The following is a 21,342-nucleotide window of genomic DNA, read 5'->3' as shown; positions in this document are numbered from 1 at the left end:
TCAGTCAGAGCGTGCGGGATGGCAGGGCTTTTCAGGGACTGACGGGCCGGGTGTTGAGGTAGCGATCGAGGCGCTGCATGGCGTCCTGAAGGTCTTGCACGGCCTGATCCAGCACGGCGCGGTCAACGGGCTCGTTGCAGGCCTGCTCCAGTTGCTCACAGCCAATGATCAAGTTCCGCGCATTGACCATCCTGGCTCCGCCCTTGATCCGATGGGCGAGGTCGAGCAAGGCACGCGGGTCACCCTCGGCATGCGCAGCCTGCAATTGCTGGTGGTCCTGGGCATTACTGGAGGCCACTTCCGCCAGCAGATTGTCCAGCAACTCGCGATTGTTTCCGGCGAGCGACTCCAGACTGCTGAGGTCGATTTCCGCGGGGCCATTGGCTGCCGGGGCTAACGAGGTCGGGGCTGTGGGCTGGGACGTGATACCTGCCAAGGCGGCGCTCAGGACTTGCAGGCCGATGGGTTTGAACAGGCAGTTATCCATGCCCGCCTGCAGGCAGCGGAGCTTTTCTTCCGGCTGCGCATTTGCGGTAAATCCGAGGATCAGGCAGCGCTTGCGGCCACGCTGCAGTTCCTCCTCGCGGATCGCCTGCGCCAGGGCATAACCATTGAGCCTGGGCATGTTGCAGTCAGTGATCACCACATCGAACGCCTCGTCACGCCAGCTTGCCAGCCCTTGTTCACCGTCGTTGGCATCGCGCACCCGATGCCCGAGATGGCCGAGTTGCTCGGCCAGCAGCAGGCGATTGGCCGGGTAATCGTCCACCACCAGCACATTCAGCGGGCGCGGGGACTCGACGGGCGTGTCGGCGGTTCCGGGCGCGTCCGCCAGCATCGCCAGGGCCGGCAGTTGCAGGCTGACTTCGATTCGCGTGCCCAGGCCCGGCTCGCTGCTCAACTGCAAAGTTCCACCCATCATTTCGCACAGGGAACGGCTGATCACCAGGCCCAGGCCGGAGCCGCCCCGAGCGTCCTGGCCATTTCCGGCAGCTTGTACAAACGGGTTGAACAGCCGCTGCTGATCGACGTCGCTGATACCGACCCCGCTGTCTTCGATCAGCAAACGCACATTCAGCTGGCCGGCAAGCGTGCCCGGCTCGACGTGCAACGCCAGGCGAACGTAGCCCTCGCGGGTGAACTTGATGGCATTGTTCAGAAGGTTGGAAAGAATCTGCTTGAAACGCATCGGGTCGACCAGCGCGTCCTGGGGGCTGTGTACATCGTATTCGACTTGCCATGACAGGTTTTTTTGCCGTGCCAGTCCTTCGAAGACCTTGCTGACCGACTCGACCAGCCCACGCAGATTGGCCCGTTCCGGGGTCAGGGACAAATGCCCGGACTCGATCCGCGAGATATCGAGAATATCGCCGATCAACTCCAGCAGATGCCGCGCAGCCTCGCTCGCCACCTCAATGGCCATCCGATCGGTCACGCCCCGCTCCGCCCGCTTGGTGGCCAACTCGAGCATGCCGATCAGGGCGTTCATCGGGGTGCGAATTTCATGGCTCATGGTCGCCAGGAACGTGCTCTTGGCGCGGTTGGCATCGTCGGCGTCGACCCTGGCTTGCTGCACCTGGTCCAGTAGCACCTGGCGCTTGCGAATCAAACTGCGCTGGTAGGTGATCCAGCCCACGGCCAGCAGCAACAACAACCCGGCCGCAACGAATCCCTGAATGATCGAGGTGCGATGCCGCGACCAATAGCTGTCATCGACCGGCAGCCCGCTGCGCCAGCGGCCGGCCAACTCGTCCATTTCTTCCGGCCCAATGCTGAGCAGGGCCTTGTTGAGGATCGAGTGCAGTTCAAGCGCGCCGCGCTGGGTGGCAAAACTGATGTGCACCGGCTCGGCCCCCACAGTGCTGGCCACTTGCAGCTTGCCGCGGTATTGCCTGGCGATGATGTAGCGAGCGCTGATCAATGAGTTCAATGCCGCATCGGCACCACCACTGGCAACCAGCTCCATGGCCTGGGCGGGGCTGTCTACTTCGATGAAACGCACATCCGGCGCATGGCTCAGAATCAGCTCGCGCAGGGCGTTGCGCCCGACCACCGCCACGCGTTTTCCCGCCAGATCATTCAGGGTAATGGGCGCCTTGCTGCCCAGGGTGCAGACCAGTACGTAGGGGTTGCTCAGGTACGGCCGGGTGAAGCGCAATGTCTCTTGACGCTCGATACTGGGGGTAATGACCGCCATCAGGTCCAGTTGTCCGGACTTGAGTCGCTCGATCTGCTCGTTGAATGAGTCACCGCGCAATGCCTCGAACTTCAGACCGGTGCGCAGGCTTATGCGGTCCAGTACCTGGGCACTGAGGCCGCTGAACCGGGCATTTTCATCGGTAAAGGCCAGGGGCGCGAAATTCCCCATGAAGCCCACTTTGACCGAGGGATGTCGGTCCAGCCAACGCTGTTCACTGGCACTCAATTGCACGCGCTGGGCGTTGCTGAAATGGCTGCCGGCGCTCCAGCGGCGCAGGATGGTGGTGCGCTCCTGGTCCGGAATCGCCGCCAATGCGCCATCGATGATACGTCGCAGTCGCCTGTTGTCCTGCTGCAGCGCAAACCCGAATGCATTGACTTCCATGCGCGTGAATTGCGCCAGTTCGACGTTGCTCAGGTAGTTTTTGTTGATTAGGTAACTCGCGCTGATGGAGTCACCCAGGTAGGCGTCCGCGCCACCAAATGCCACGGCGCCCATGGCGCTCAAGGTTGAGGGATAGAGTTCCAGGCGAACATTGGGATAAGCGGCCTTGATGGTCTCGGGGCGCAAGTAGTGGTCGAGCATCGCCACCCGCAGATCGGTAAGATCCGCAGTCAATCGCGCACTGTCACCCACCCGACTCACCAGTATCGGAGCGTCCTCGGCGTAAGGGCGGGACATCGTCAACCCCGAATCTGCCGCTTCAAAACCGTTGGCGGAACCCAGCAGATCTATCTCTCCCTGTTTGAGTGCGACAATCGCAGCCTCACGGGACGGGTAACGCTTGACCTCGACCGGGGTCCGCAGCAACTGGGCAATCAACGCCGCAAAGTCCGCCGTGACGCCTTCGAAATTGTGCTCGTTGATGGTGTTTTCAAAGGGCGGGTAATCCGGGGCCGAGGTGCCCAGTCGCAGGTGCCCCTTGTCCCTGAGCCAGCGCCAGTCCGTCGGGTTCAGTTCAACCCGATAGCCTTCGACGCTTGAGCGCCCCAACAGTTGCAGAGGCTCTGGTTCAGCGGCGGGAGCGGCATGGGACCACACCAGGCTGAGCAGCAATGGAACCCGCCACCAGGCACGCATCGACAGGCTTCCTCACAGTAGATGGTTGCGCTTGGCAAAATCCCTCAGGTGTACCAGGGACTTGACGTTAAGTTTGATGATCATTCGGGTACGGTAGGTGCTGACGGTCTTGTGGCTCAGGTGCATGTTCTCGGCAATTTCCTTATTGGTGGCACCTCGGGCAAGGGATTGAAAAATCGTCAGCTCGCGGTCCGAGAGCGAGTCGATCAGTTTTTTCTCGTCGACTTCCATGCTGCTCAGGTTTACCGAACTGGTGTCCAGTCGAGGGAAGTAGGTATAGCCACTCATTAGCGCCTTGATGGCGTTACACAGCTCCTGCAGGTCATTGGTTTTTTCAACGAACCCCAGAGCGCCGGCCCGGGTGCAACGCTCGGCATAAAACCGCGGCTCATTGGCCGTGAATACCACGACCCGCGTCTGGACCTTGTCACGCTGCAATCGGCTGAGAAAGTCGAGCCCGCTGAGCCCGGGCATGTTCAGGTCCAGCACCACCAGCGTGGGACAATGCTGGCGCAGCAACAGTTGTGCATCGGCAGCGTTGGACGCCTCCCGGATGTCGTGGAAGAGCGTGCGGTGGTTGGCGTCCTTGAGTGCCCCAAGAACTATTTTCAGAGCGGCACGAATTACCGGATGATCATCGACGATCAACAGTGAGCTCATGTTTATTCCTGATGTAGTACGTGTGCCTTGGCTGGCACAGCGACTGCGCAATGACTATTGCACGACAAATGAGTACAGGCTACCTGTCAGATCTGACAGTTCCGACGAGCGGCAGCCTGCAACTGGGCAAACTCAGGCGCGCAAGCCCTCTTGTTGACGGGCGTTTGCACATGTGGAAAGAGGAAGGGGTGCGTCAACCCTGAGCATCAGGCTTTCGAGGGTTTCCTGATTCGGCAACACTGCCCGGGTCATCTGGACATTGTGCCACCGCGCCGCAGGCACCGGGTTCAATCCAGCCTGGCCGGCATCGTAGATCAGGGCGTGGCGGATCTGCAGGTTATCCTGGCAGAACGCCAGGGGATCCAGGCCAGTGCCCACGGTCAGCCCGGCATTGAAGATCACCAGGTCGAAGGCTTCGCAGCCGTACTCGACGACAGTGAGCAGCTCGGCAAGCGAGTGCACGGGGGCGATTCGGTAGTAACCAAGCTGGTTGAGGCCACGTTCGATTTTCATTCGATGAAAATGCTGTTCATCGGCGATCAGGATACGCAAGGCTTTATTCGGCATAGGTGACGGACTCTGCAATGACGATGGGGCTGGCTAACACCCTGCCCTTTCAAGAACCTGTAAGACTAAGGACAATGCCCACGGCTTTCTGTAGGACTATTCCGAAAGAAACAGTTCCATTGACCACCCTGTTTTTTAATCGATCCGCATCCCATGCAGCCAGCGCATAGCACAGGGCGGCGCATCCGGAGGATGCCTACTACTCGGTCGTACTCGGACTCCAGAACGCCTGCTGCACCAACGGCGACAGGCTCAGCCGCGCCACCAGCGCATCCAGTTCGTCGCCGTCGACAGAGGTCGTGGCCAAGGTCGCCTCGATTTCCACTTCGTCACTGCCAAAGGCATGCACATCGACATCGCTGGCCGGATAGTTGCTGCGCTCAAGTTCGGCTTCCAGCAAGGCAAAAACCGCTTTCTGCGTCGAGCGTCGGGCGATGACGTAAACGATATTCGTGACCTCGGCAGACACCACATCCATCGGCTGGCGGTTGATGTTGTTGACGATAGGTCGCAGCAAGGTGTTGGCCGCCAGCACAAATAACGTGCCCAGCAGCGCTTCGAGGACCAGGTCGGCGCCGGCGCACGCCCCCACGGCCGCCGATGCCCACAGCGTGGCGGCAGTATTCAGGCCGCGTACGTTGCCCTCTTCACGCATGATCACCCCAGCGCCGAGAAAGCCGATCCCGGAGACCACGTAGGCCACCACGCGCACCGCGCCTTCGGCACCGCCCAGGCGGTTGGCCATGTCGACAAAAATTGCCGCACCGACCGCCACCAGCACATTGGTGCGCAGGCCCGCCGTGCGTTGCCGGTACTGACGCTCGAAGCCGATCAGGCCTCCGAGGATGAACGCGGCGCTGAGGCTGACCAGGGTGTCGACCAGCGAATTGAGGTTGATGTTGTTGATGGCTTGCATGGCGCTATTCCTTGCCTCGATACGGTGGCAACGGGGAGACCAACAGCCAGATACGGCCGAGCGCTGTCCCGGCACCATGGGGCAGGGCAAGTGTCGATGAAAGGGGCAAAGGGAATCGGCCGCCTGGGACCGGGATCGGGATGCCGCTGTTCGCTGTTTTTCAGCGCGACAACGGCAACAGGGATTGCGCGTTATCTTGCCGAGAAGGTGCCGGTCAGCAAAACCGGTCGACAACTGTCACTCGAACAAGTACCCACTGTGGGTCTCCGCAATTAATGAAAACGCGCGCAGCTTACGCCTCCGGTTTATTTGAGTAAACCTATGAAACAGGCAGCCTTTGACCATTCCCCGGAGCGTTCAGCGAGGGTTCAGCCGCCGGCTGCACTGACGGCGAATCAGGACGCCTGGTTTTGCGGCTTGTGGGCAACAAAACGCATCATCCACTCGGCAACCGTGGTGCCATGATGGTCCTGGGCCAGGCTGGCCACGCCCTTCTGATAGATCTGTTCGCCAAGAAATTCCTGGCGGATATCGAGCAACGCCCGCGAATAGTCGTGAATGAATTCCGGGTGGCCCTGGAAGCACAGCACCTGATCGTTGATATGATAGGCGGCGTACGGGCAGAAATCGCTGGAGGCGATCACCGTGGCGTTTTCCGGCAACTGAGTGACCTGATCCTGATGGCTGATCAATAACGTCAACTCTTCCCGCACCGGACTCATCCACGGCGCTTTGGCCGCCAGTTTATAGCTGTGAGTGCCGACGCCCCACCCCTGGGTAGCGCGTTCACTCTTGCCACCCAGCAGCAGGGCCAGCAATTGATGGCCGAAACACACACCCAGCAGCTTGTCGCCACGCTCGTAACGCGCCAACAGGTAGGTGCGCAGGGTTTCGATCCAAGGGTCGGTGCCGAACGAATCGGCCTTGCTGCCGGTAACCAGGTAGGCATCGAAGCTCAGGTCGTCGCTGGGGTATTCGCCCTGCACCACGTTATAGACGGTGAACTCGGCAGCGATCGGCTGTTGGGAAAACAGACGCTGGAACATCTGCCCGTAACCCTGGTATTGATCGACCAGTTCTGGACGCAGGTTGTCGGTTTCCAGAATGCAGATGCGTAGCGACATAAAAAATACCTGACACGATGATGGGAATAATGAACACCCCAGAGCCTGCCTCGAAACACCGTGACAAGGCAAGCCCTCCAATCCCCATCATGCGCTTAAAACAGCTCGCCCCGCGACGCTTTCGCCAGCAGCAACGCCGGCGGGGTGAAGCGTTCGCCATATTGCTCGGTCAGATACTGGCTGCGCGCGACGAAATCCTTGACCCCATACTGGTTGATGAACTGCAGCGCCCCGCCCGTCCAGGGCGCAAAGCCGATGCCGAAAATCGAGCCGATGTTGGCGTCCGCCGTCGACATCAGCACGCCCTCCTCGACACAGCGCACGGTTTCCAGGGCTTGTACGAACAACAGGCGGTCGCGCACATCCTTGGCCGGGATTTGCCGGTCGGCGCGCTCGAAACGCGCTTTCAGCTCAGGCCACAGGTGCTTCTGCGCCCCTGGCGGATAGTCATAGAAACCCGCGCCGGCCGCCTTGCCTGCACGCTGATACTGGTTGAGCATCAGGTCGATCATGGCGAACGCCGGATGACTGGGCAGCGGCCGGTCTTCGGCCTCCAGGTCTTTGGCGGTCTGCTGGCGGATATGACTCATGAGGCTCAGCGAGACTTCGTCGGAAATCGCCAGCGGACCGATGGGCATCCCGGCCTTGCGCGCCTCGGTTTCGATCAACGGCGCGGCAACCCCCTCGCCAAGCATGGCAATCCCTTCGTTGGTGAAGGTGCCAAAGACTCGCGAGGTGAAGAAGCCGCGACTGTCATTGACCACAATTGGAGTCTTTTTGATTTGCAGGACAAAATCGAAGCCTCGGGCCAGGCTCTCGTCGCTGGTTTGCGCACCTTTGATGATTTCCACCAAAGGCATCTTGTCCACCGGGCTGAAGAAATGCAGGCCAATGAACTTGCTCGGATCCGGGACTGCCCGGGCGAGGCCGGTGATCGGCAAGGTCGAGGTGTTGGAGGCGATCAGCGCCTGGTCACCGACCACCTGCTGCGCCGCCGCCGAAACCCTGGCCTTGAGTTCGCGGTCCTCGAAGACGGCTTCGATAATCAGGTCGCAACCCGCGAGATCGGCATCCTGGGCAGTGGGCTGGATGCGTGCCAGCGTGATATCGCGTTGCTCAATGCTGAGCTGGCCACGGGCAACCTTCTTGTCGAGTAATGCCGCCGAATGCGCCTTGCCCTTCTCGGCCGCCGCCAGATTGATGTCCTTGAGTACCACCTCGATCCCGGCGACGGCGCTGACATAGGCTATTCCGGCGCCCATCATGCCCGCGCCCAGCACCCCGACCTTGCGCGTCACATAGGGGGCAAAGCTCTGAGGCCGCGAACCGCCGGCGTTGATCTGGTTGAGTTGGAACCAGAAGGTCCCGATCATGTTCTTCGCCACCTGGCCGGTGGTCAGCTCTGTGAAGTAACGGGTCTCGATCAACTGCGCGGTGTCGAAATCCACCTGCGCGCCCTCGACCGCCGCACAAAGGATCTTTTCCGGGGCTGGCATGCAGCCCTGGGTCTTGCTGCGCAGGATCGACGGGGCGATGGCGAGCATTTGCGCGACCTTGGGATGGGAGGGCGTGCCGCCGGGAATCTGGTAACCCTTCACATCCCAGGGTTGTTGCGGCGCGGGGTTGGCCAGGATCCAGGCGCGGGCCTTGGCCAGCAGCTCGTCACGATCAACCGCCAACTGATCCACCAGCCCAGCCTGCAGGGCTTGCGCCGCCCGCACCTTCTTGCCTTCTAGCAAATACGGCAGGGCTTTTTCCAGTCCCAGTTTGCGCACCATGCGCACTACCCCACCGCCGCCTGGCAACAGGCCCAGGGTCACTTCCGGCAGGCCGATCTGCAACGAGGGATGGTCCAGTGCAATCCGATGATGGCACGCCAGGCAGATCTCCCAGCCACCGCCCAATGCCGCACCGTTGATCGCCGCCACGACGGGCTTGCCGAGGGTTTCCAGGGTTCGCAATTGTTGCTTGAGCTCCAGCACCCGGTCGTAAAAGGCCTTGGCGTGCGCCTTGTCGACCTTGATCAGCTCGTTGAGGTCGCCGCCGGCGAAAAAGGTCTTTTTCGCCGAGGTGATGATCACCCCGGCGATCGATTCCTTTTCCGCCAACAGACGCGCCACACACGTGGCCATGGCTGCGCCGTACGCCGCGTTCATGGTGTTGGCGCTCTGGCCGGGCATGTCGATGGTCAGCACCACGATGCGGCCCTGGCCTGCTTCGTAACGAATGGCTTCATTCATGGAACAGTTCCTCGCAGTCAGGGGGCTCAAAGGCGCTCGATGATGGTGGCGATACCCATGCCGCCGCCGACACAGAGTGTGGCCAGGCCATAGCGTTGCTGGCGCACCTCCAGTTCATCAAGCAAGGTGCCGAGAATCGCGCAGCCGGTAGCACCCAGCGGATGACCCAGGGCAATCGAGCCTCCGTTGACGTTGACCTTGGCCGGGTCGACGGCCATGTCCTTGATGAACTTGAGCACCACCGAGGCGAAGGCTTCGTTGACCTCGAACAGATCGATGTCTTCAACCCGCAACCCGGCCTTGGCCAAGGCCTTGCGCGTCGCTGGCGCGGGCCCGGTGAGCATGATGGTCGGGTCGGTGCTGGTGACGGCGGTGGCGACAATTCGCGCACGCGCCTGCAAACCCAGGGCTTTGCCCTTGGCTTCGGAGCCAACCAGCATCAGCGCAGCGCCGTCGACGATCCCCGAACTGTTGCCCGGCGTATGCACGTGGTGAATCCGTTCGACATGGCTGTAGACCCGCAGCGCGGTGGCGTCGAAACCCATCTGGCCGATCATTTCGAAACTCGGCTTAAGCTTGCCCAGGCCTTCGAGCGTCGAGTCGGCGCGAATGAATTCGTCATGATCAAGCAACACAATGCCGTTCTGGTCCTGCACCGGCACCAGGGATTTGCTGAAGGAGCCATCTGCCCGGGCGCGAGCCGCCTTGAGTTGGGATTGCAGGGCGAAACGGTCGACGTCCTCGCGGCTGAAGCCTTCAAGCGTGGCAATTAGATCAGCGCCGACGCCCTGCGCAGTGAAGTGCGTGTGCAGGTTAGTCTGTGGGTCCATCGCCCAAGCCCCACCGTCGCTGCCCATGGGGACCCGCGACATTGACTCGACGCCACCGACCACCACCAGGTCCTCGAAGCCGGAACGCACTTTCATCGCGCCAAGGTTGACCGCCTCAAGGCCCGAGGCACAGAACCGGTTGATCTGCACGCCGGCGACGCTGACATCCCAATCGGCCACCAACGCGGCGGTCTTGGCGATGTCAGCCCCCTGATCACCCACCGGGGTGACGCACCCCAGGACGATGTCATCGACCTGACTGGTATCCAGTTGCGTGCGCTGTTGCAACGCCGCCAACAGACCGGCCAGCAGACTCACCGGTTTGACGCTGTACAGCGCACCGTCGGCCTTGCCACGGCCACGGGGAGTGCGTATCGCATCGAAAATCAAGGCTTGGGTCATGACATCCTCGTAGGGCCAGGCAGGCAGCAGGTCAATGAAACGTCACCTTATGCCGTGCGACGTTGGATTCAATGACTCAAGCGCTCAATAACCTTGACGTCGACGCTCAGACGAACGGTAGTCAGCTATCGGGTTAACCGTTTCAGGACGGCGGACTGTCTAGCAAAAGGGCGGCACAGCAGCTGGCAATAGGCCTTATGCGCTTTTAGAAACTTTCCGCACCAAGCTGATATGAAATGGATCTAAACCGCAGCCCGTGCGGCCCCTAAGGTAAGAGTACGAGGTTGTCGTCGGGTTTTGCCGAGGCCCCCGTACCCAGAGAAGTAAGAAAAAGCGCTTTGCCGTCATGGAGAAATGCAGGCAAGCATTCGACGCTCAGGAAATAACAAAAAAGGCGGTCAGCCATGTTCAAACAACCAAAAGTGCGTCAAGCCGGGCTCATTCTGTTCGCCACTACCCTGCTGCTGATTTTGCCGAACCTGACGAAGGTCATCGGATAAGCCAGCGCCCACAACTTATGCTCTCCTACGCAATATCTGCTGTGTCCGCTGTTCGAGCTATCGTGCCTGTGCCAACCTTCACGGCATAACCACGACCGGATGGCGATCACGTGAAAACCCTACTCTTCCTTGCCGCCCTGTTGCTTGGCCTGCCTTTACAGGCCGCGCAACTGGTGCTGGACCTGGGCAACGGCAGCCGCACTTGGCAGACCCGGGAATTGCTGCAATTGCCGCAGGCGCGAACCATCACCGTCCCTGACGATGTCTCCTACAAACGCGACATGCAGTACCGCGCCGTACCGCTGGCGGTCCTGCTGGCGGGTATCAAGGATTCGGACCACTTGCAGGCGGTGGCCCTGGACGGTTTTGCCGCCGAACTGCCAGCCGCACCGCTCATGAATACCCAAGGCGCAAAGGCATGGCTGGCCATCGAGGACCCGGCGCAACCCTGGCCGCCCCTGGCGAGCGGCAAACCCAGCGCAGGGCCGTTCTATCTGGTGTGGACCCACCCGGAAATCGGGCATATCAGCCCTGAACAGTGGCCCTTCCAGGTCGCCAGCATCAAGCGCCTGGCCGCCGTTGCCGAACGCTTCCCTGCCCTGCTGCCTGACCCGGCCCTGGCCGCCAATGACCCAATCAATCAAGGCTTCGCCCTATTCCAGAAGAACTGCTTGGCCTGCCATCGCCTTAATGGCGCGGGGGACGCGCAATTCGGTCCGGACCTGAACATTCCCTACAGCCCCACTGAATATTTCGGCGCCGAATTCCTCACCCGCTACATTCGCGATCCGCAGAGCCTGCGCCAATGGCCGCAGGCGAAGATGCCGGGCTTCTCCACCGCGGTGTTGCCAGACGCCGAGTTGCAGATGCTCGTCGACTATCTACGGCACATGGCCGGGCGCAAAACCAATCCCTGATGGTCGACTATTGCTGCTGCACGGTGATCACCGGCAGCGGCATGGGCGAGACAAGTACCTTGGCGTGCATCTGCTCGTAGCCGCCGCCGCGACGCATCCCGCGCACCGGGCAGGCGTCCAGGTAATCGAGGCCGACTGCCAGCTTCAAATGACGCTCCGGCCGGGCCAGTTGGTTGGTGACGTCGAAGCTGTACCAGGCATCGTCGATCCAGGCTTCGGCCCAGGCATGGCTGGCCAGATGCTCGCTGTTTTCACTGTACAGGTACCCCGACACATAACGCGCCGGAACCCCGAGACTGCGGGCGCAGGCGATAAACGCGTGGGCGTGATCCTGACAGACACCTGCGCGTCCGGCGAAGGCGTCCGCGGCGCGGGTTTCCACCGCGGTAGAACCAGGTGTGTAGGTCATGTGTCGGTTCAGACCGTGCATCAGGTCGATCAGCGCGCTGCGGTCTCGCCGTTGCTTACACTGCTGTTCGGCGAATGCACGCAAGGCCTCATCCGCCTCGGTCAAGCGGGTGAACCGGAGAAAGGGCAACGCCGATTGCTGTTCGTGTTCAGCCTCGCGCTGCTCATCAATCTCGACCAGACCGCGCGCGCCAATGATGATCGCATCGTGCGGTTCGTCCAGCGTCAGCACATGCAGGATATTGCCGAAGGGGTCGAGTTGGGCGCGCACCGGTCGCGGCAGCTCCAACTGCCAACTGAGTACGTGCTGGCGCTCGCTGTCGTGGGGCGTCAGGCGCACATACTGAATGCTCGCTCGCACCTGATCATCGTAGTGGTAGGTGGTTTCGTGGCTAATGGAAAGTCTCATGCCGCCTCCAGGTAGGAACTGTGTATGGCGTTGCCCAACTGGCGCACCAGCGGGATGAACTCGTTCAGCCAGGCGTGCAGCCCTTCGTCGAGGATTTCGTTGATTCCGGTGTAGCGCAGGCGTGCGTCCATTTCCGCCGCGAGGCGTTGCGCCGGCCGACCGTTGATACCGGGAAGCTGGGCGAGGATCTGATCGATCTCCTCGGTGCAGGCGCGCAACGAACGCGGCACGTCGGCCCGCAGCAACAACAGCTCGGCGACCTGACGGGCGCCCGGTGCATCGCGATAGATTTCGGTGTAAGCCTCGAATGACGACAACGCCCGCAACAAGGCGCTCCACTGGTAGTAAGCGTGAGCAGTGCCATCACTGACGGCTTCCGCCTGGTCGCCGGCCATTTCGTAGCGCGCATCCAGCAGTCTCAGGGTGTTGTCGGCGCGCTCGACGAAGGTCCCCAGACGAATGAAACGGAAGGCATCGTTGCGCATGATGGTGCCGTAGGAGGCACCGCGAAACAGGTGCGAACGCTCCTTGATCCACTCGCAAAAGCGGCTCATGCCATAGCGACCCAGGCCCTGCTCGGCAATGCCGCGTATTTCCAGCCAGGTCGCGTTGATGTTTTCCCACATGTCGGCGGTAATTCGCCCACGCACTGCATGCGCACTGGCCCGCGCCGCGCCCAGGCAGCTGTAAATGCTGGCGGGATTGGCCGCATCGAGGGCGAAGAAGTGCAGCAGGCGCTCGGCGTGCAGCGCCCCGTGGCGCTCCAGGTAATCGTCCAGTGTGCCGGTGATCAGCAAGGGCATTGCCAGTTCATGCAAGCCGTCGCCGCGGCCGTCCTGCGGCATCAGCGACAGCGAATAGCTGATGTCGAGCATCCGTGCGAGGTTTTCCGCCCGCTCCAGATAACGCGACATCCAATACAGGTCCGAAGCAGTTCTACTCAACATGGCAAGTTTCCTTCAATCCTCGACGACCCAGGTGTCCTTGGTGCCACCACCCTGTGAGGAGTTGACCACCAACGAGCCCTCACGCAGCGCGACTCGGGTCAATCCGCCAGGCACCACGCGGGTTTCACGCCCGGACAGGACGAACGGCCGCAGGTCGATATGGCGCGGCGCGATACCGTTTTCGACAAAGGTCGGGCAGGTCGACAGCGATAACGTCGGTTGGGCGATATAGGCGTGCGGCTTGGCCTTGATCCGTGCCCGAAACAGTTCGATCTCTGCGGCTGTCGCAGCGGGGCCGACCAGCATGCCGTAGCCCCCGGACCCCTGGGTTTCCTTGACCACCAACTCCGGCAGATGGGCCAGCACGTGTGACAGCTCCGATGGATTGCGACACTGCCAGGTCGGCACGTTTTGCAGGATCGGCTCTTCGTCGAGGTAGAAACGAATCATCTCGGTGACATACGGATACACCGACTTGTCATCTGCCACTCCGGTGCCGATGGCATTGGCCAGCACCACGTTACCGCTGCGATAGGACGACAGCAGCCCCGGGACCCCGAGCATTGAATCCGGATTGAAGGCCAATGGATCGAGGAAGGCATCGTCGAGGCGTCGGTAGATCACATCGACGGCCTTCGGCCCATCCGTGGTGCGCATGAAGACTTTGTCATCACGCACGAACAGATCCGCGCCCTCCACCAGTTCCACGCCCATTTCCCGGGCAAGGAAGGCGTGCTCGAAGAAAGCACTGTTGAAGCGCCCCGGGGTCAGCACCACGACGCTGGGGTCATCGATGGGGCTGGAGCTTTTCAGAGTGTCGAGCAACAGATTGGGATAATGATCGATGGGTGCAATACGCTGCGCGGCGAACAACTCCGGGAACAGGCGCATCATCATCTTGCGGTCTTCGAGCATGTAGCTGACACCGCTGGGGGTGCGCAGGTTGTCCTCGAGCACGTAGTAGGTGCCATCGCCGTCGCGTACCAGGTCGACGCCAGAGATATGCGAGTAGATATCGCGATGCAGGTCCAGACCCTGCATGGCGAGCTGGTATTGCTCGTTGGCCAGTACCTGTTCCGGGGCAATAATGCCGGCCTTGATGATCCGCTGCTCGTGGTACAGGTCGGCGAGGAACATATTCAGGGCCTTGACCCTTTGTATGCAGCCACGCTCGACGATGCGCCACTCGCTGGCGGGAATGCTGCGGGGGATGGTATCGAAAGGAATCAGGCGCTCGGTGCCCTGCTCGTCGCCGTAAAGGGTGAAGGTAATACCGGCGCGATGAAACAGCAGATCGGCCTCGCGTCGGCGTTGTGCCAACAGCTCGTCAGGCGTTTCGGCCAACCAACGGGCGAATTCCCGGTAGTGCGGACGGACCTGGCCACCCGCGTCGTACATCTCGTCAAAATAGGTGCGGATCATGCCGTACTCCTTGTCACTCGGACACTTTGCCTTCGCAAGGCCCGTGCCAGCGGCAATAACCCTTTAATTTCAATAGGTTGCTTGATGACGCCGCAAGCACCGCACCATTCCTGTGCAGTGGATGCTCCAACCTGAACGCCAACGCTCCACGGAATGGCAATGAGGATGGCTATTAGGAGCATAGCCACAGTTCATTTCACTGCTCGCCGGCGCTTGCCGATAATTGTCCTACCTCGCAGAACGCAGCTGTCCGACAGCGTTCTGCCCACCTCTCTTCCCTTTTGGCCACCTGCTCAGGTGGCTTTTTTTTGTCCGGCTTTTTCCTGCCCATACGAAAACGGCTGACCCAAGGGTCAGCCGTCGCTGCATAGTGTCGCTGTTCATGATGTTATGCGAGTTGCCCTCGTACCTCGTGCTTGACACCCCAGCCCTCGATAATCCCACCCAAAGGCTCTACCACCGCTTCAAAGTCCTGTTCAAAATCGCCGATTCCGCCATAGGTGGCGAACATCACCTTACTCAGTTCCAGATACCAGGCGCCGTCGTCACGCACACTGATCTGTGCATTCAAGGACTCACCGCGAAACTGCCCTGCCGCCCTGCGTGCCCGCTCCTCGTCGGGGAAAATGGCGTAGAACTCGATGGGATGGAACCGTGAAAAATCAAAACCGCCTTCTTTCATGCGGCGCAGCACGCTGCTGCTGATGTCTTCTTGATAGGCTGTGCTCATGAAACGTCCTCCGCAATCAGATGGATAGACTTTCCGTACTCCCTGCACCTTTCTGGCGAGTGCTGCGGCAACCCGGTTGCCGCCGGGAAACAAGCATGTAGCTGACAAGACCAGACCTTAGCGATCCATTCGCTGATCTCGAATGCAGAGTAGCCCCAAGTCAGAGCGGCTGCCAAGGCCTGAATCGGGAGGGGTCAAGGAATCGGGGTGATCGCGAGGATTTGAATGCTGTTCTGGGTTTTAAGGCTTTTGACCGTCGGTTCGGCGGTGCGACCTTCCAGGTCATTGAGATCCAGCTCGGCCGAAACCGGGAGCAGTTTGGCGCGAATCAACTGTGCAGCCTTTTCCATGTCCGGTTTTTGCTCGCAGTCAAATTGCTCGACGCTTTGCTCACCGTGATCATCAACAAAGGTGATTTGCCACTTTTGCATCGCTGCCTCCTCGGCAAAGCCCGCCAATGGGCTTACCTGTATCTCGACCGCGAAGGATCGGAAATCGTTCCCGGCGTCAGCAGCGCCGGAACGGAAAAACCCGTTCCGGCACAGGATGCTTATTTCTCGGCGCGCGCCTTCAAGGCCTTGAGGGTTTCGAACGGGGCATCGACCACGAACTTGTTGGCAACCATTGCCGGTACGCTGCCACCTGGCTCGGTGTGCACTTGATAAGTCACTTCGACCTGATCGCCCTTGGGCACGAACTTCCAGAAGCCTTTAACCTGAGTAACACGAACGAAACCTTTCTCTTCGGGAATGTACTTGGGCACGCCTTCGAGGTTGCGGGTCAGGCTGCCATCGGCGTTCTCGACGGTGGTCACGTGCAGCACCGAATCACGCGGGGTGACAGGCCACGGCGTATTGAATTGGGTGTAGGTCCAGCTCTGGTCGCCTTCATGCTTGAGCAGCTTCTGCATTTTGCACTCATGAATCCAGGTGCAGGCACCCGCCACGTCTTCCTGCAACGCGCGCAGCTTGGCGACCGTGGTCTTCATCAGGGTCACGCCCTGGTAAGACTTGTAGTCGGAGCCCGGGATTTCACTCAGGGAAATCTTGATCCCGTCTTCATTCTTGGCGACTTTCCAGTCTTCAGCCTGAGCCATGGTCGAGGCCAGCACGGCGGTCAAACCACACAACACAGCGATACGATGCAGCGAACCCATAGTCTTGTTCCTTATTGTTGAAGTTCCGTTCGTTGAACACACTACGCCGCGGTCATCTGCTCCCACCATCCGATCAGCGTGATGGCCTCTTCCTGGCTGGTGCCGCAGACTTCGATATCCGCCTGAAACGCACCGCAGACTGCCGGCCGCTCGGGTTGACCGAAAATCCTGCACAGATTATCGACAGAAAGTTGCACACAACGTTCGCCCGCCGGCTTGCCATTGGGCATGCCCGGGATCGGGGTACTGATGGAAGGGGCTATGCAGCAAGCGCCGCAGCCTTCTCGGCACTGCATGACGACAACCTCAAGATGGGTAATGTGTTGAATGACGGGGACAAGAGTACGCCCTTAAACAGCCGTTTGAAATTATCTGTCCAAGGGTTTTTCGCGCATTTGTGCGTGACCGGTCAGTCTTGCGACAAAGTCTCTGGCCGGCAGGTCACACCTGCCGTCGGGTTTTACTGATTGAACTGGAATTCCAGGGCTGCACCCTCGATTTCCCGATGATCTTCGTTGCGCATCTGCAACTGCAATTCGTTGGAAATCAACCGGCCATTGAGCTGAAATTTACCGTCTTCCTTAGGTTTCTCGCCAAACAAGGGCGGCAACAATGGCGTGCGTTTTACGAGTGGAACCGAACCCAGCGGCTGCAATTGCCTGACCATCTCGGGCGGCAAGCTCAGATCGACTTTGGTGGACGGCAAGTCAGTGGTTCTCACCAGTTCGCTGGCCGATTTTGATTTCGAGGCAATGGGTGGACGCTTTTTCTGCGGGGCAGCTTTTTTCGTGGCGTCGTTTTTTTTCACTGGTACCGCTTTTTTTACCGACTGCTCCCGGGGCGTGGCAACCGGCTTGTCTGCAGCGTTGGCAGCCAAAATGAAGCCCCCATCGAAGACACTCAGCAGACAGGCCAACACCATACCAATGGGGAAAATCGCTTTCATGAGCCCTACAGCACTAACGGCAGAGGGCCATATGCTCGCTTGTTGGAGGACCGCTGACAAGCAGGTAATGCCAGTCAATCTCAAAAACCACTGGCTGTTTCCTGGCACAGCTGTGTGGCCAGCATCCCCAGGGTCATCAACGTCCGTTCGGCCTCCCGATTCCACGGGATCCCGCAGTTGAGCCGAATACAGTGGTTGAACTGTTCGGTGTTACTGAAAATCAGCCCCGGCGCGATGCTGATCCCCTGCTGCAGGGCACGCACGTGCAGTTCCTGAGTATTGACCCGCCCCGGCAAACTGACCCAGAGAATGAAGCCGCCCGTGGGTCGGGTCATTTGCGTGCCTTCCGGGAAGTACTGCTGCACCGCCAACTGGAACGCACTGAGGTTCTTGCGGTACTCCTGACGGATGTAGCGCAAGTGCCGGTCGTAACCACCATTCTCCAGGTAAGCGGCGATCGCCATCTGCGTGACGCTGCATGCCGAATGGGTGCTGAAGGTCTGCAGACGCTGAATTTCCTGCTGATATTTGCCGGCGATCATCCAACCGATACGCACACCGGGTGACAAGGTCTTGGAAAAGCTCGAGCAGTAGATCACCCGATCCAGCCGGTCATAGGCCTTGAGGGACTTGGTGCGCCCCTGCTCGAACATCAATTCGCCGTAGATATCGTCTTCGACCACCTGAATGTCGAAATCAGAGGCCAGGCGCAGCAGTTGTTTCTGCCGTTCTTCCGGCATGGTTCCACCCAGCGGATTGCTCAGGCGCGTGGTCAGCACCAGCGCCTTGATCGACCACTGGTTGGCCGCCAGTTGCAGAGCCTCCAGACTCATACCCGTGGACGGGTCGCTGGGAATCTCGATGACCTTGAGTCCCAGCAGATCGGCCAATTGCAGCAGGCCGTAATAAGTGGGTGATTCAGCGGCGATAAGGTCGCCCGGGCGAGTCAGCACTCGCAGGGACATCTGCAGGGCGTCGACACAGCCGTGGGTAATGACCACTTCAGAGGGATCGACCACCACCCCTGCATCGCGCATGCGAATGGCTACCTGACGGCGCAGCGGCTCAAAACCCGGGCTGAACATGTAGCTGAACGCCCGCGGGCTGTGAAAGCGCGTGACCTTGGCCAACTGCTGGTGCAATGCCCGCACCGGCAGGTAATCGACACTGGGCACCGCAGCACCCAGGGGAAAGACCCCTTCACGACGGGACTCCACCAGCACCTGCTGGATGATGCTGCTGCGTGTCACCAGCCCCGGCCGTTCGACCCGGGCAATGTCCGGCGTCGGCGCGGTGAGCGCGGGGGTCTGGTGCACGTAGTAACCCGACTGCGGACGCGCGCGAATCAAGCCCTGGTCTTCCAGGTTGGCATAAGCCTGGAGCACCGTGGCATGGCTGACGTTGAGTTGCGAACTCATCTTGCGCACCGAAGGCACACGTTCGCCGGGCTGATAGACGCCGCGCCGGATATCCTCAGCGAGCTGCTGAGCGATACGTTGATAGAGCAGAAGATTGGTCATGACGCGGCACTCGATTGCACGGGCGTTTTATTTTTGTAGGTACAGTTTCAGCACAGTTTCAAAGTGTACGGGAACAGTTACCACAATAATCGAGCGTACCGCCCAGTGTCAGCAAAAACTGTACGGTTTTGTGCACCGATTGGCAGGCGAAAAAAAACCCGGCGTCTCAAGGAGAGCCGGATTTTCCAGTAACGCTGACCTTAGCGGGCAGCGCCGAGCTGGCCTTTTTCGTCGGAGAAAACGATTTCGACGCGACGATTCTGCGCCCGCCCCCGCTCCGAAGCATTGGCTTCGACCGGGTATTCATCACCATAGCCTTCGACTTGAATGCGTTTGTCGTCAATGCCCAGGTCCATCAGCATGTCCGCTACCGCCTGGGCCCGATCCCGGGACAGTTTGCGGTTTTCCTGCTTGCCACCGGTGCTGTCCGTGTAGCCCTCGATGCGCACCACACGCTTGGGATTGAGCTGGAGGAACTGGACGATCTTCAGCACAGTGCGATTGGCCGAGCTTTTCAGTTCAGCCTCACCGGTGTCGAACAGCACATCACCGAGGGTCATCACCAGACCGCGATCAGTCTGGGTCGTGGCCAGGCTGATGATCTGCTCTTCGAGCCATTTACCCTGCTGTTGCACGCTCAGCAGCTTGGCCTCGCGCAACGCCAGTTGCAGGCGCTGGCGCTCCAATTCGAGCTTGGCGGCACGTTCCTCGTTGAGCGCTTTCTCGGTGTGCTGACGGGCGATTTCGCTGTAGCGCTGGCTGAGGTAGGCATAGTGCTGCACGTCCGCACCGCTGCCCCAGTAGCTCGATAGACGATCGGCGCGGGCCAGCGATTCGCCGGCACGGATCACGTCCTTGGGCGCAATGCGCAGGACATTCGAATCCTCCTTGACCTTCTGGAAGTCAGCGTTGGCCTGTTGCAGGGAAGCATCGCTGTGCTGCCCCGCGCAGCCGTAAAGACCGATCAGCAACAGGCTGCCGAGCACACCCATTTTCGCATTCATTGAGCGTCCCCCAGTTGCTTGCGCAGGCGGGCAATACGGGTGTTGAGCACGTTCAGCTGTTCCTCGCTCTTGAGGGTCAAAACCTTGGCTTCGGCCAGCCGCGCATCCAGCTCGGCCTGTTCGGCCTGCATGCGGGCATCCTTGAACGATTGGTCGGCCATGTCGGCCTGGGCCTGGGTGTATTTGCCCTCGGCCAGTTTCAGCTCGGGCACTTCATCGGCCGTGGCACCCACGGCGGTGGCCTGCTCCAGGGTCTGGGCGGTCAGGCGCATTTGCTCATTCGGCGCCGGATCGGCGGCACAACCTGCCAGAGCCACAACGGCCAAGGCAGCGAAAAGAGGTCGAATAGTCACTAAAAATCCCTACTGTTTTAAGGCGCTGACGGGCTGTTTCAAATGTGCTTTCCAGCGCTCCAGATTGCGCTGCAGCACGGCCTCCGTCAGACCGGACGCGGGCAATTCTGTCATCTTTTTGGCCAACTGTCCGCGCAACCATGGATCGTTGCACGCCGAGTTGTGGGAAATGGCCAGGTACAGCCCAGGTTTATCTACTGCAGGCGAGTAGGCTTCAACGTCCTTGGCAATGCCCAGGGTCTGAGTCATGGCCATGCCCGCGTAACGACCGGCGAGGACAAACTCGACCTCACCCAGCACCAGCTTCTGGAATGCCTGAGTCAGGTTTGGCGTACTCACCAGGGTCAGTTGAGACTGGGCGAACGCCTCGAAATCCTGGGTCAGTCGCGCTTGCTGCGACAGCGCACCGACATGCCCGATCAAGTCCTGCGCCGTCGCGTAATCCAGGGTCGAACCATTGCGGGTCCAGACCAGATAGTCGTTGCTGGTCAACGCCGGGTGAATGTAGTCCAACGCCTCCAGTTGGCGGGTGGTCAGCGAGGCGTCAGCGAGCATGTCCATGCGCCCGCTGCGCACTTCCTCCAACGCTTCGGAGCGCTTGCCGGCATAACGCAATTCGACCTTGAGCCCCAACTCCTGGGCTACTTGCTGCAGCAGATCGGCATTGGCACCGATCAGGTGCGTCGGGTCCTGCGGGTCTTGCCACAGGTACGGCGGCGCATCGGGGCTACCGGTGACCACCAGCCGCTCGCACTTGCCGGCGGCGCTCGCCACAACCGGCAACAGTGCCAGGCCCAGGCACAGCGACCGGCCACTCCAGCGACGCAAATCCATGGCGTATCTCTCCCCGGTAAAATCGTCGAAATAAAAAAAACCCGGCCAAATGGCCGGGCTCTTTATAAGTGAAGCCGCTGGATTAGACCAGCTTCTCCAGCTCAGGGATGGCTTCGAACAGGTCCGCCACCAAGCCGTAATCGGCCACCTGGAAGATCGGCGCTTCTTCGTCCTTGT

The 21,342-nt window shown here is 60.3% G+C and carries 20 protein-coding genes and 1 pseudogene; 1 reads left to right on the top strand and 20 read right to left on the bottom strand.

Translation table 11 applies throughout. The features are described from left to right. Positions 1–31: 31 nt before the first annotated feature. The 7 genes from NR126_RS20975 to NR126_RS20945 all read right to left on the bottom strand — a co-directional run bounded on the left by NR126_RS20975 (position 32) and on the right by NR126_RS20945 (position 10,019). Positions 32–3,280 (bottom strand): transporter substrate-binding domain-containing protein, encoded by a 3,249-nt coding sequence (locus tag NR126_RS20975; protein ID WP_256831021.1) that lies wholly within the window; start codon positions 3,278–3,280, stop codon positions 32–34. Positions 3,281–3,292: 12 nt separating this feature from the next. Then, complete coding sequence (locus NR126_RS20970) at positions 3,293–3,940, bottom strand: response regulator transcription factor (protein WP_027618731.1); 648 nt, start codon at positions 3,938–3,940, stop codon at positions 3,293–3,295. A gap of 132 nt (positions 3,941–4,072) precedes the next feature. Beyond that, positions 4,073–4,507: a hypothetical protein gene (locus tag NR126_RS20965; protein WP_027618730.1), complete on the bottom strand. Its 435-nt coding sequence runs from the start codon at positions 4,505–4,507 to the stop codon at positions 4,073–4,075. Positions 4,508–4,706: 199 nt separating this feature from the next. Beyond that, positions 4,707–5,423: an MgtC/SapB family protein gene (locus NR126_RS20960; protein WP_027618729.1), complete on the bottom strand. Its 717-nt coding sequence runs from the start codon at positions 5,421–5,423 to the stop codon at positions 4,707–4,709. 395 nt (positions 5,424–5,818) lie between these two features. Next, complete coding sequence (locus NR126_RS20955) at positions 5,819–6,547, bottom strand: amidotransferase (protein ID WP_027618728.1); 729 nt, start codon at positions 6,545–6,547, stop codon at positions 5,819–5,821. 95 nt (positions 6,548–6,642) lie between these two features. Next, positions 6,643–8,787: a 3-hydroxyacyl-CoA dehydrogenase NAD-binding domain-containing protein gene (locus NR126_RS20950; protein ID WP_256831020.1), complete on the bottom strand. Its 2,145-nt coding sequence runs from the start codon at positions 8,785–8,787 to the stop codon at positions 6,643–6,645. A gap of 26 nt (positions 8,788–8,813) precedes the next feature. Then, complete coding sequence (locus tag NR126_RS20945) at positions 8,814–10,019, bottom strand: acetyl-CoA C-acetyltransferase (RefSeq protein WP_027618726.1); 1,206 nt, start codon at positions 10,017–10,019, stop codon at positions 8,814–8,816. A gap of 610 nt (positions 10,020–10,629) precedes the next feature. On the opposite strand from NR126_RS20945, the gene NR126_RS20940 reads away from it, so the two are divergent. After that, positions 10,630–11,436 (top strand): cytochrome c, encoded by an 807-nt coding sequence (locus NR126_RS20940; protein ID WP_256831019.1) that lies wholly within the window; start codon positions 10,630–10,632, stop codon positions 11,434–11,436. A 7-nt stretch (positions 11,437–11,443) separates the two neighbouring features. Here the strand turns inward: NR126_RS20940 and NR126_RS20935 are convergent, their stop codons facing one another. The 13 genes and pseudogenes from NR126_RS20935 to NR126_RS20875 all read right to left on the bottom strand — a co-directional run. Next, positions 11,444–12,253 carry a transglutaminase family protein gene (locus NR126_RS20935; protein WP_027618724.1) on the bottom strand — a complete coding sequence of 270 codons (810 nt, stop codon included), beginning with the start codon at positions 12,251–12,253 and terminating at the stop codon, positions 11,444–11,446. Then, complete coding sequence (locus NR126_RS20930) at positions 12,250–13,200, bottom strand: alpha-E domain-containing protein (RefSeq protein WP_027618723.1); 951 nt, start codon at positions 13,198–13,200, stop codon at positions 12,250–12,252. Before NR126_RS20930 ends, NR126_RS20935 begins: the two co-directional genes overlap by 4 nt. A 12-nt stretch (positions 13,201–13,212) precedes the next feature. Beyond that, a complete protein-coding gene (locus NR126_RS20925; RefSeq protein ID WP_027618722.1) occupies positions 13,213–14,622 on the bottom strand; it encodes a circularly permuted type 2 ATP-grasp protein in 1,410 nt (469 codons plus the stop codon). Between the two features lie 388 nt (positions 14,623–15,010). Beyond that, a complete protein-coding gene (locus tag NR126_RS20920) occupies positions 15,011–15,352 on the bottom strand; it encodes a ribonuclease E inhibitor RraB (RefSeq protein WP_027618721.1) in 342 nt (113 codons plus the stop codon). A 194-nt stretch (positions 15,353–15,546) separates the two neighbouring features. Further along, positions 15,547–15,783, bottom strand: coding sequence for a hypothetical protein (locus NR126_RS20915; protein ID WP_027618720.1), 237 nt, complete (start codon positions 15,781–15,783; stop codon positions 15,547–15,549). A 119-nt stretch (positions 15,784–15,902) separates the two neighbouring features. After that, positions 15,903–16,508: an START domain-containing protein gene (locus NR126_RS20910; protein ID WP_105755890.1), complete on the bottom strand. Its 606-nt coding sequence runs from the start codon at positions 16,506–16,508 to the stop codon at positions 15,903–15,905. Between the two features lie 41 nt (positions 16,509–16,549). Further along, a complete protein-coding gene (locus NR126_RS20905; RefSeq protein WP_027618718.1) occupies positions 16,550–16,804 on the bottom strand; it encodes a YkgJ family cysteine cluster protein in 255 nt (84 codons plus the stop codon). A gap of 164 nt (positions 16,805–16,968) precedes the next feature. After that, the gene (locus NR126_RS20900) at positions 16,969–17,454 is read right to left on the bottom strand and encodes a translation initiation factor 2 (RefSeq protein WP_027618717.1); all 486 of its coding nucleotides are present in this window, start codon (positions 17,452–17,454) and stop codon (positions 16,969–16,971) included. A gap of 80 nt (positions 17,455–17,534) precedes the next feature. Further along, positions 17,535–18,974: a PLP-dependent aminotransferase family protein gene (locus NR126_RS20895; RefSeq protein WP_027618716.1), complete on the bottom strand. Its 1,440-nt coding sequence runs from the start codon at positions 18,972–18,974 to the stop codon at positions 17,535–17,537. A gap of 200 nt (positions 18,975–19,174) precedes the next feature. Then, positions 19,175–19,978 (bottom strand): OmpA family protein, encoded by an 804-nt coding sequence (locus tag NR126_RS20890; RefSeq protein ID WP_027618715.1) that lies wholly within the window; start codon positions 19,976–19,978, stop codon positions 19,175–19,177. After that, a complete protein-coding gene (locus NR126_RS20885; protein WP_027618714.1) occupies positions 19,975–20,331 on the bottom strand; it encodes a DUF4398 domain-containing protein in 357 nt (118 codons plus the stop codon). The genes NR126_RS20890 and NR126_RS20885 overlap by 4 nt, the downstream gene beginning before the upstream one ends. Positions 20,332–20,340: 9 nt before the next feature. Next, on the bottom strand, positions 20,341–21,165 hold the full coding sequence (locus tag NR126_RS20880; RefSeq protein WP_027618713.1) for an ABC transporter substrate-binding protein: 825 nt from the start codon (positions 21,163–21,165) through the stop codon (positions 20,341–20,343). 82 nt (positions 21,166–21,247) lie between these two features. After that, positions 21,248–21,342, bottom strand: a pseudogene (locus NR126_RS20875) (electron transfer flavoprotein subunit alpha/FixB family protein); the annotation flags it as partial.

It is taken from the genome of Pseudomonas sp. Pse1 (assembly GCF_024519635.1).
In the GTDB taxonomy this organism is placed as follows: Bacteria; Pseudomonadota; Gammaproteobacteria; order Pseudomonadales; family Pseudomonadaceae; genus Aquipseudomonas.
The sequence above is the reverse complement of the archived record's forward strand: the minus strand, read 5'-3'. Positions and strand labels throughout refer to the sequence as shown.